Genomic DNA, 9,703 nt, shown 5'->3' with positions numbered 1-9,703 from the left:
GCGTTCTACGCGACCCACGACATCACTGTGCTGCGCGTCATGACCGACAACGGCTCCTGCTACCGGTCGAAGTTCTTCAACGACGCTCTGGGCGACATTACGCACAAGTACACCCGGCCCTACCGACCCCAAACCAACGGAAAGATCGAACGATTCCACCGCACCCTCGCCGCGGAATGGGCTTACGCCCACCACTACAACTCAGACGCCGCCCGAGCAGCCACCTACCAAGACTGGATCCATAGCTACAATCACCACAGACCCCATACCGGCATCGGCGGCAAATCACCCATCAACCGTGCTCACAACGTCAGTGGGAACAACAGCTAGCCCGCACGCTCGGCTTCGGACTCTAGACGCCGGCCGAGGCACGGCGCCAGGCCGAGAAACTGGCCACCGATCCGCTATGCGGCGGCACCAGCCACGGCCACGGGTGCAGCACGGCCGCGCCCTCCGCGTAGCGCGCGAAGCTGGGCACCGGCGCAAACGTGACTGCTGCGTCGAGGCCCGGAACGATCACTCGCGGGTCACCCAGGTACACGACCACCTCGCGACGCCGGGCCAGATCCTGAAGGGTTTCCACGGTGAAGATCAGTCTTTTGCTTGAGAGCCGCAGCTTGGCCAGGGCCGGCTCGTCGAAGACGAAGGCGGCCGGCAGTGCGGGATGCGCCGCGAGCGCCGGATCGGCGTCGCCCAGGGAATCGACCGTCAGCAGCACCGACCGGGGTGCGCGGCGCCGCACGACGTCGGTGGGCCCCATCGTGTCGGACAGGTGCGGATCGTGCGTGAGAGTGGCCGGAGCATCCGTCACCGGCACTGGCGCTGCCCCCACCGGAAACTGCTCGATCGGGCAGGCCCGGGCGAGCGGACACTCCCGGCAGAGCTGCGGTGCCCGTTTCTCAACCTGCCAGCGGGCGAAGCCGTAGGCGGAGCCGGTGCCGGCACCCACGGTCCACTGCCAGCCCAGGAGGTTGGCCGCGCGGGAGCCGTCGAGCAGGTGCCGGTAGAATTCTTCCTGGCCGGCATGCCACCCCGCGCCAGACCGGACCGTGTACTGGGAGGCCAGCCACATCCGGGTCTGATTGACCAGCCAGCCGTCGGTTTCCAGTTCCGACACGACCGAGTCGATGCAGTGCATCCGGCGCGGCCAGGCCTGAGGTTCGAATTCTCCGGCCCAGGGTGCCGCAAAGCGCAGGTTTCGGTGCAGGGCCACACCCACACGCGCATAGAGGTGTCGGGCGTATTCCTGCCAGAGCAACTCGTCCCGGAATTTGCGGGTATCTCGGGCAGGTCCGTTGCCGACGTGCTCCCAAGCCCGGCGAAGCGGCACCAAGGAGTGCCGAATGTACGGTGATAGCCGGGATGCCCCGCGATCGGTTTCCGGCAGCACCTGGCTGCGCTTGGCCGCATAGCCCGCCACCGAGAATTCCGCCAGGGCACGGTCGGCGCTGGTCTGGCCGCCCCGGATGCTCGGGCTCGCCCGCACCTCGTCATCGACCAGGTGGTGCAGATGGCGCCGCACCACGGCATCCGCGGTTCTGTCGTTCAGGGCGATGAGCACACTTGATTTTAGACTCCGCCTGAGGGGCAGCAGAAAGCGAAACGGGCCTGGGCCGGTCACGATCAAGATGATCGCGATCGGCCCAGGCCCGTTGGCGGTGAGCAGGTGGCCGGGTAGGCCTACTTGTTCCGCACGTGCACCGGGGCGGCCATCTCCTCGGCCTCATCGACCGACAGTTCGAGGCGTGCGAATGCCGGGTCATCCGCGAACGACTTCATCCGCGCGATGCGGTAGATGATCAGACCGTAGAGGGCCTTGGCGAGGATGTCGGCGACCGAGTATCCGATCTGTTTGCCGACCCAGGCATCCGAGCCGTCGATACCCAGCATGGGCAGTAGGTAGGCGATCGGGTAAACACCCCAGGTCAGCAGCAGAAGCAGGCGCAGCTGGCTGATCGTGCGGCGCACACTCTGCGGCTGGCGGTCGAGGGACTTGGTCAGTTCGACGAACAGAACGTAGAGGATGTACGCGAACGGGATGGTGGAGAGCAGACCGAAGATTCCGCGTACGGCGTTGTCCCCGCTGAGCTCGCCGGGGTACCCGAGGATGATCATCAGGGCCGAAGCCGGAATGAGCCGGTACAGGAGACTGGTTTGCACCTTGCGGGCCAGGGCGAGAACCGCGATCAGTTCGAGCAGCAGCAGGGGAACCGTGAGCAACCAGTCGACGTAGCGGTAGCCCTCATTGAAGGACTCCCCGGCGACCTGCACATAGTCGCCCGCCCCGCCGATGGCCTCGGTGACGAAGGCAGCCTTGAAGGAGTCGAAAATGCGGAAATAGTGGTAGGCGGCAATCGCACAGACGATGGCCGCGACGGTCATCGCCTGACGATACCGGGGCAGGACCCGCTTGAGCGAGATGATGATGAAGATCGCCGTGAACAGCTGTGACGCGATGACGAGCGAGAACACGTTGTAGACGGTGTCGTATTGAATCTGGGTGAGGGAATCGGGAATCACGTTGTCCTCCGAATAAGCGAGAAAGAACAGGAAAGAGTCGTGCCGAAGAGCTTTGCTGTGTTTATTGATTTCTCAGTTACTGAACTGCCTATCTGATTGCTAACTATGAATTTAGTACACGTTTCCTGATTCTTTGCATAGAGTATCGCCGCCGGTCAGCAGGTCAATAGCTACGGTGCAGATGGCGCTCAGCCGCTATACGCTCGCTGATGTGGTCGACACCGCCCTACCTGCTGGTGCCGACCTGCTGTGCCACCGTACGCCGGAACAGCAGCGGCAGAATGACCGTCGCGAGGGCGGTGACCAGCCAGACCACCAAGGCGGCCAGGATCCAGGTCTGCCAGCCGCGGATGACAAGCCCGTTGGCGACGACGGATGCGACCAGTAGCACCACGAAGGTCGACACCAGGCCGACCCCGCCCAGGAACGCCGGCGTATTACGTGCCGTCAATTTCGTGATAGAGGGCGACAGGATGCTCTACGCGGCCGCGAAAACGAGCACCGTGATCAGGAATCCCTGCCAGGTAAGCCTGAAACCCACGAGTACCAGCGACGCCACCCCGAGGCCGAGCGCGGCCGAACCGAGGAAAATGGCCGCGCGGATCAGGAAACGCACCATGGCTACTCCTTCTTCTTGGCGGCCGCCTTCGCCTCCCGCTTGGTTTCCCGCACCCGGTTCAGGGATTCGGGGTCGACGATGTCGGCGACGGACCGGAACGAGCCGTCCTCGCCATAGGGCTCGGAGGCCTCACGCCAGCCCTGCACGGTGAGACCCTGACGCTTGCCGAGCAGGGCAAGGAAGATCTTCGCCTTCTGCTCGCCGAATCCCGGGAGCGCTTTCAGGCGCCGCAGGATCTCGGCGCCGTCCGGGGAGTCGGCGGTCCACAGGGCGGACGCATCACCCCTCCAGTCTGTGGCGATCACGCCCGCGAGGGTCTGCGTGCGAGCGGCCATCGAGCCCGGAAAGCGGTGCACCGCCGGCGTGGCCCGGAACACCTCGACGAGTGCATCGGCGTCGAAACCGGCGATGGTCGCCGGATTGAGCGTGCCGATCCGGTCGCGGATCTTGGCCGGCCCGGCGAACGCGGTCTCCATCGCGATCTGCTGGTCCAGCAGCATCCCGAGGAGGAGCGCGAAGGGGTCATCGCTGAGCAGGGCGTCGGCGGCGTCATCGCCGGTGAGGTGCAGCATCATGCGACCATTGTGCCACCGGCGGCGCGCCGGCGGGATTCCCCTAGACTCGGCGGATGTCCCGCCTCGTCGTCGTCCTCCCGCTCACGGCGCTCCGTACAGGCGACAGCTTCCCGGTGTCGGAGTGGCCATTGCACATCACCGTGCTGCCCCCCTTTCACACGGATGCCGTTGCATCCGTCATCGCGGATGTCATTTCCGGCGTCGTCGCCGCCACGGCATCGGGCCGCACCGCCCTCACGGCGGTCGCGGGTGCCGACGCGCTGTTCGGCCGGCGCGAGGACGTGCCGGTGACGCTCGTCGGGGACGACCCGCGCCTGACCCGGCTGCACCGCGCCCTCGTCGAGGCTGTGCGGCCGTTTGCCTCCACCCCCGACGAGCCCGCGTTCACGGGTCCCGGCTTCCGGGCCCACATCACGATCAAGAACGGCGCCCGGGTGCACGAGGGCCAGCGGCTCGCTCTCACCCAGATCGCCCTCGTGGACATGGCGCCCCGATCGGCGGCGAGCGGCCGCACGGTGCTCGCCACGTTCCCCTTGCCTACTCCCGTCTGAGTGCGGACACCCGGTCGGGTGCAGCGGGTCTGTGCGCCGAGCTGCGCCCCGGCTTCCGCAACCAGGGGCGTCACGCGCGCACTCGGGCAGATCCCGCGATCGGTGCAGCAGCGTTGACCCTTCCGGTGACGTCGTTCGAGTCGGCGCTGACGGGACTGATCAACGACGTCGCCCAGAGTCCGCACGAGATCATCATGGTGCTCGATGACCTCCAACTGATTGAGGCACCGGATATCCGCGATGCGCTGGTCTTCCTCCTCGATCACCTTCCGTCGAATCTGCACCTGGCCGTGGCGAGCCGATCCGATCCGCTCCACCCCGTGGCGCGACTGCGTGCCGGGAACGAGCTCACCGAGTTGCGGGCATCCGATCTGAGCTTCACCCCGGACGAGGCTTCCGCCTTCCTGAAGGACATGGTGGACCTGAAGCTCTCGGCCGAGGACATCGCCGCTCTTGACACACGCACAGAGGGTTGGATCGCCGGTCTCCGGCTGGCGGCCCTCTCGATGCGGGAACGCTCGGATGTCTCCGGCTTCATTCACGGCTTCACCGGGAGCAACCGGTTCGTGATCGACTATCTCGCCGAGGAGGTGATGCAACGTCAGCCCGAGAAGGTGCGGGCATTCCTGCTGCGCACCTGCATCCTGGACCGGCTCACTGGCCCCCTCTGTGACGCCGTCACCGAGGAAACGGGGAGCAGCGAGATGCTGGAGTCCCTCGAGCGGAGGATCTCTTCGTCGTTGCCCTGGTTGACCGGCGCCGCTGGTACCGGTATCACCACCTCTCTGCATATGTCCTGCGGGCGCGGTTGCGGATCCAGCAGGGACGGCTGACGGATGCCCGGGCCTGGGCCGACAAGCACGGCCTGTCCGCGGACGACGAGCTGACCTACCTGAGCGAGTTCGGGCACATCACCCTGGCGAAGCTGCTCCTCGCGCAACACCGGGCCGATCCGAGCGAGGGGTCGATCGGGTCGGCCATCCGGTTGCTCGACCGGCTTCTGGCCGCCGCCGGAGTAGGCCGCCGAGGCGGGAATCAGCTCCGACTACGTGCGACGGATCGGCCGGGCCCTGCAAACATCCGGCGATGAAACAGTCGGCCCGCCGACCCTGCCTGAGCCCGTGAGCGAGCGCGAGCTGCACGTACTCCGGTTCCTGGCGACCGAACTCACCGGTCCCCAGATCGCCCGTGAACTGTGCGTCTCGCTCAACACCCTGCGCACCCACAGCAGGCACATCTTCGGCAAGCTCAACGTCAACAGCCGTTCGGTTGCCGTCAGCCACGCCGCCCAGCTGGGCCTGATCTAATCCGGCAGTCGGCATAATCACCACCTCGGTCACCACGTGGGGTGATGCCCCGTCAGCATGTGTCTCCTTAGATTCGGGTCATCCTCGGGTATCCGCCTGGGGCTTCTCAGAGCATCGGAGCACCTCATGAGCATCACGCCTTCTACTCTCACCCGAAGGGCCGCGGTCGCCGCCGCACTGTCCGGGCTGATCTACATCGTCATCCAGTTCATCCACCCCGCCGACGAGGCCGCCTCCCTCACCACCCAGACCTGGGTGACGGTGCACAGTCTCAGCTTCGGCATGGCCGTCCTCGGCTTGGTCGGCATCACGGGCTGAACTCGACCGCTATGAGATTCGGCTTCAGGGGCAGCTCGTGGAGAGTTGGAGTGACTGGTTCGAGGGCTTCACACTGACCGGGACAGGCGACGGCACGACAGTCCTCACGGGCTCGGTCATCGACCAGGCCGCGCTGCACGGGCTGCTGCGCCGAGTGAGTGACCTGGGTGTGACGCTGATCTCCGTCAACGCTCTGGGAAGCAGGCAACCATGACCCGGGACATCGCGACTGCCGCGGCACCCCACGACAGTCGAAGGATGGCCCAGCGGGGCAGTGGCGTGCGTCAACCGGGTTGATCCTGCTCAGCCTCATCCCGCTGCTCGCCGGGGCAGCGCGGCTGACCGAGCAGGCGGGCGGGGCTGTCGCCTCGGCGCACAACGCCAGGTTCCTCGACTCCCCCGTGCCCATCGTGACGCATATCCTCAGCGTGACCGTGTTCTCCTTGCTGGGAGCGTCGTTCGGGCCCGGCGACGAGGTGATCGCGATGCTCGGCAGCCGATTCGGCGGGCACGCGGAATACGTCTGCATCCCGCAGGATGGCGCGATCACGGCGAAGCCACGGAACATGACCTTCACGGATTCCGTGACTCTCGTCTTCGGCGGGACCACCGCCCATGCTTTTTTCAGCCGCGCCGAGATCAAACCGGGCAGCACCGTTCTCGTGAACGGCGCATCCGGTGCCGTGGGCACGGCGGCGGTGCAGCTCGCCAAGCAGATGGGCGCGCGCGTCACCGGCGTGTGCAGCGGCGCCAACCGCGAGCTGGTCACCGCGCTCGGCGCCGACCGGGTGATCGACTACACAACGGAGGATTTCCTGCTCGAGGGGCAAACCTACGACGTCATCATGGATTGCGTCAGGAACGCCCCCTGTGAACGCGCTGCGGCGTGCCTCACTTCCGGCGGCGCCCTGTTGCTCGTCGTCTCCGATCTCCGGGGGCTGCTTCTGGCCGCCTGGCACACCAGGAGGAGCGGGAGGCGGGTCGTCGCGGGCAACATCGACAGCACCGCGGATGCTCTCGCGCACCTGGTCGACCTTGCCGAGTCGGGTCGGTTCCTGGCGGTCATCGATCGGACGTACGACCTGGCCGACGTCGCTCTGGCGCACCGTTTCGTCGAGGCCGGCCATAAGAAAGGCAACGTCATCCTGCGCGTCGCGGCCGGTTGAGGGGGCGGAGGCAGTCTCTCTGGTCCGTGAGCATCGGGGCACGCGGTTTTGAGTTCATCGAGCGTGGCCCCGATCCCGATTCTGTTGCTCGTCCGCGGAGAAGTCGAGGTGTCGGCCGAGGGATCTCCCCTGCCCCTGCAACACGATTTGCTGGAGCGGGGAGCCCCGCGCGGTGGCTAATTCAGGAGAATTGTCCGACCCGTGGCGGGATCCACTCTGAAAGACCGCCCTGGTGGCATCCCCGGGCGACAGATCTCCTGATTTAGCCACACCCCACACGCCCCACGCAACGCGCTGGACGTTGAAGCGGAACTCCACCGCCTTACCGCACGAAAACACATTACGAGTACCAGAGAACTCAGCCGGCCAAGCCAAGGAAGACCATCACGACTCGCTCAAGTGCACCGAGCCTCACCATCGCAACTGGTGCCGCAGCGGACAACTGCGCCCCGCGCACCGGCAGCAATTGTCCGAAACGGAATCAGTTGCGGCCGGAACGCTCTAGACGTTGAAACGGAACTCCACCGCGTTTCGGAACCAAAGAACGTGACCTTGAGACGGCAACACCAACCCACTCCTGAGGAATATCTGATCGTCTGTGTAACGATGTACCGAGGGCGCTATGCGTCCGATGACTCTGGGGAAAAACCATGGCCGATCACGGCGTGTCTGGTGTGGGCGCAGTCCTCTCAGCCCTGCTCCTCGCTTTTGGCGCGGTGCTGCTGACCGGCTGTTCTGGTCCAGCAGTTCCTATCCCCCGTACTCCCAGCCCGACGGCAATGCCCACGGCGGCACCGACACCAACTCAATCGGTGTCGCCGCCCGATCCAGCCGAAGTGACGGACATCTTCCTCAGTGCGACGTCGATCGAGCTGCGGGATGCATCGGGCAATGCCCTGTCCACATTCGACTATTTCCAGCCCGCCAGCGAGTTGGTCCCTGCACTTTCGTTGGCCCTGGGCAGCGCGCCAATATTCGATACCTTGGGCGACGAGCGGCATCCGAGAATCACCTACTCCTGGGCCGATTTTGTCGTGCAGGATTGGGATCGGGATTGGGATAGCCCGAATGCACCTCGTTGCCCGAACACCACTTTCGCAGTGTCAGCCGAGACCGTGAACGGGGTCCACATCGGCACAGTCGACGGAATCGCCGTCGGAGACAACGCCGCCGAACTTGAAGCCCAGTATCCCGATTCCTCGTGGAACATCTCTTCGCTTGGCCAGCCCACGGATGACCCGCTCCAGCTCCGCATCGTCGTGGGTCATGTTTCACTTCCACCCTGCACGCCATCATCAGACCGACAAGACCGCACATTGTCAGTCGTCCTCATCGCCGACGATCCACTCGGGCCGATCACCCACTTCTATGTCCCCTCGGTGGATTCAGGGGCCTGAGCCGCCACACACCCCGTGAAAGGGTCTGCCCAACCCCGCCGGCTGCTGCGCCCATCGCGAGAGTCGTCCCGGGTCTATTAGTCTGCGGGCTCCACGTTGAAGCGGAACTGCGCCAGCTGACCGGGAAGTGCATGACGCGAAAATAGGCCGTCCAGCCGGCCAAGAGGAGGTAAATCACACCTGAGCGAGACGGAAACTCTGCTGCCGCATGCGGGCCCGCGGTCCACGAGAGAGGTACTCACCCACGAGATCAGGGCAGTTGTTGCCGGAACGGACAACTGCTGCCGGTGCGCCGGCCACAATTGTCCGAAACAGGAACAGTTGCAGCCGGGACTACGAGCTACACGTTGAAACGGAACTCCACCACGTTGCGTCACCAAGCAACGTTACGACAGTAGTCGGTTCACCAGCGCGCAGTACGACCTCAGCGGCACGGTATTCGTCAGCCACGGCCCGTGAATTGCGTCGATTCATCTTGGGGCCCTCGGGAGGCGGAACGAGAATGAGCGACATCACGCCAGCGCGCGATCTCGTCCCGGATCGATATGCCAGTTTTCCCATGCTTCGATTGTTCCTCCCGCTGATCGACGCCAACGATCAGACGCGCCGATGGTCGTCCTATCTCGACGACGGAATCGAGCTGACCGGCTCCACGGATTGGTTCGAACTCTGGAATCGGCATAGGGAGTCCCCTGCGGTATTCGAGCCCGATAGGGGCATGCACACTCAGAACTAGACACTGAATTTAAATTCCACGCAGTCACGTCGAGAGGATAGATCTGGGATGGGCGGCCCTCTCGCGCATGTGGGTGAGGGCGCTATCCAGTGGTCGAGATTACTCGGCCACCTCGCCGCTTGCCCAGAACACCTCTTCGGTCAGGCACGCCCCCAGCGTCGCCGAGAGCTCACTCGCTGTGAAAACCGGGTGGAAGCCGCCCCCGAGTCCTACCTCGTCGCCAGCGCTGATGACATAGCCGTCGGGAAGAATCACCTCATCGCTGCCGCCAATAGTCGTGCCCTGTGGGAACACGATGAGGTAGGTCTCCTCTGCTTCGACCACCATGCAATCGCCACGCCCCCACGCGACTGTTCCCTCCGCGAGCGCCTGCTCTTGAACGTCACTCGTCTGCCCGGAGACGGCAATCAACCGGCCGTTCGGGGATTCCTGAACCGAGGACGCCGACGTCGCCGAGCACGCGACGAGACCGACACTCACTGAAAGAACGACCCCAATGCCGAGAGTCCTGCGC

At 64.9% G+C, this 9,703-nt stretch carries 16 protein-coding genes; 10 read left to right on the top strand and 6 right to left on the bottom strand.

All coding sequences use genetic code 11. The annotated features are described in order from the left end of the window. Positions 1-330, top strand: a 330-nt coding sequence (locus E3O22_RS02295; protein ID WP_134397067.1) for an integrase core domain-containing protein, incomplete at its 5' end; no start/stop codon positions are given. A 22-nt stretch (positions 331-352) separates the two neighbouring features. On the opposite strand, the gene E3O22_RS02290 is transcribed toward E3O22_RS02295, so the two are convergent. The 5 genes from E3O22_RS02290 to E3O22_RS02275 form a co-directional block, all read right to left on the bottom strand. Beyond that, complete coding sequence (locus tag E3O22_RS02290) at positions 353-1,561, bottom strand: FAD-binding domain-containing protein (protein ID WP_198410554.1); 1,209 nt, start codon at positions 1,559-1,561, stop codon at positions 353-355. Positions 1,562-1,680: 119 nt separating this feature from the next. Beyond that, complete coding sequence (locus tag E3O22_RS02285; protein ID WP_134393776.1) at positions 1,681-2,520, bottom strand: bacteriorhodopsin; 840 nt, start codon at positions 2,518-2,520, stop codon at positions 1,681-1,683. Positions 2,521-2,746: 226 nt separating this feature from the next. After that, positions 2,747-2,971 carry a hypothetical protein gene (locus E3O22_RS16230; protein ID WP_241976481.1) on the bottom strand — a complete coding sequence of 75 codons (225 nt, stop codon included), beginning with the start codon at positions 2,969-2,971 and terminating at the stop codon, positions 2,747-2,749. Between the two features lie 27 nt (positions 2,972-2,998). Then, positions 2,999-3,139: a hypothetical protein gene (locus E3O22_RS16225; RefSeq protein WP_241976480.1), complete on the bottom strand. Its 141-nt coding sequence runs from the start codon at positions 3,137-3,139 to the stop codon at positions 2,999-3,001. Between the two features lie 2 nt (positions 3,140-3,141). Further along, positions 3,142-3,714 carry an HhH-GPD-type base excision DNA repair protein gene (locus tag E3O22_RS02275; protein WP_134393777.1) on the bottom strand — a complete coding sequence of 191 codons (573 nt, stop codon included), beginning with the start codon at positions 3,712-3,714 and terminating at the stop codon, positions 3,142-3,144. 53 nt (positions 3,715-3,767) lie between these two features. Between E3O22_RS02275 and E3O22_RS02270 the strand changes: the two genes are divergently transcribed. From E3O22_RS02270 to E3O22_RS02230, 9 genes are all read left to right on the top strand, one after another. Beyond that, positions 3,768-4,265 (top strand): 2'-5' RNA ligase family protein, encoded by a 498-nt coding sequence (locus tag E3O22_RS02270; RefSeq protein WP_134393778.1) that lies wholly within the window; start codon positions 3,768-3,770, stop codon positions 4,263-4,265. Positions 4,266-4,390: 125 nt separating this feature from the next. Continuing rightward, positions 4,391-5,098: a hypothetical protein gene (locus E3O22_RS02265; RefSeq protein WP_134393779.1), complete on the top strand. Its 708-nt coding sequence runs from the start codon at positions 4,391-4,393 to the stop codon at positions 5,096-5,098. Next, positions 5,074-5,355: a hypothetical protein gene (locus E3O22_RS02260; protein WP_134393780.1), complete on the top strand. Its 282-nt coding sequence runs from the start codon at positions 5,074-5,076 to the stop codon at positions 5,353-5,355. The genes E3O22_RS02265 and E3O22_RS02260 overlap by 25 nt, the downstream gene beginning before the upstream one ends. A 31-nt stretch (positions 5,356-5,386) precedes the next feature. Next, positions 5,387-5,572 carry a response regulator transcription factor gene (locus tag E3O22_RS02255; RefSeq protein WP_166784533.1) on the top strand — a complete coding sequence of 62 codons (186 nt, stop codon included), beginning with the start codon at positions 5,387-5,389 and terminating at the stop codon, positions 5,570-5,572. A gap of 126 nt (positions 5,573-5,698) precedes the next feature. After that, the gene (locus tag E3O22_RS02250; RefSeq protein ID WP_134393782.1) at positions 5,699-5,890 is read left to right on the top strand and encodes a hypothetical protein; all 192 of its coding nucleotides are present in this window, start codon (positions 5,699-5,701) and stop codon (positions 5,888-5,890) included. 37 nt (positions 5,891-5,927) lie between these two features. Next, a complete protein-coding gene (locus tag E3O22_RS02245; RefSeq protein ID WP_198410553.1) occupies positions 5,928-6,104 on the top strand; it encodes a hypothetical protein in 177 nt (58 codons plus the stop codon). Positions 6,105-6,183: 79 nt separating this feature from the next. After that, positions 6,184-7,056 (top strand): NAD(P)-dependent alcohol dehydrogenase, encoded by an 873-nt coding sequence (locus tag E3O22_RS02240; RefSeq protein WP_134393784.1) that lies wholly within the window; start codon positions 6,184-6,186, stop codon positions 7,054-7,056. Between the two features lie 650 nt (positions 7,057-7,706). Next, positions 7,707-8,453 (top strand): hypothetical protein, encoded by a 747-nt coding sequence (locus E3O22_RS02235; RefSeq protein WP_134393785.1) that lies wholly within the window; start codon positions 7,707-7,709, stop codon positions 8,451-8,453. Between the two features lie 502 nt (positions 8,454-8,955). Beyond that, complete coding sequence (locus E3O22_RS02230) at positions 8,956-9,189, top strand: hypothetical protein (RefSeq protein WP_134393786.1); 234 nt, start codon at positions 8,956-8,958, stop codon at positions 9,187-9,189. 99 nt (positions 9,190-9,288) lie between these two features. Here E3O22_RS02230 and E3O22_RS02225 read toward each other — a convergent pair whose 3' ends face one another. Next, positions 9,289-9,516: a hypothetical protein gene (locus E3O22_RS02225; RefSeq protein ID WP_134393787.1), complete on the bottom strand. Its 228-nt coding sequence runs from the start codon at positions 9,514-9,516 to the stop codon at positions 9,289-9,291. Positions 9,517-9,703 lie beyond the last annotated feature (187 nt).

Source organism: Cryobacterium sp. TMT2-18-2, from assembly GCF_004402245.1.
Lineage (GTDB): Bacteria > Actinomycetota > Actinomycetes > Actinomycetales > Microbacteriaceae > Cryobacterium > Cryobacterium sandaracinum.
This window is presented reverse-complemented; position numbering and strand designations above follow the sequence as displayed.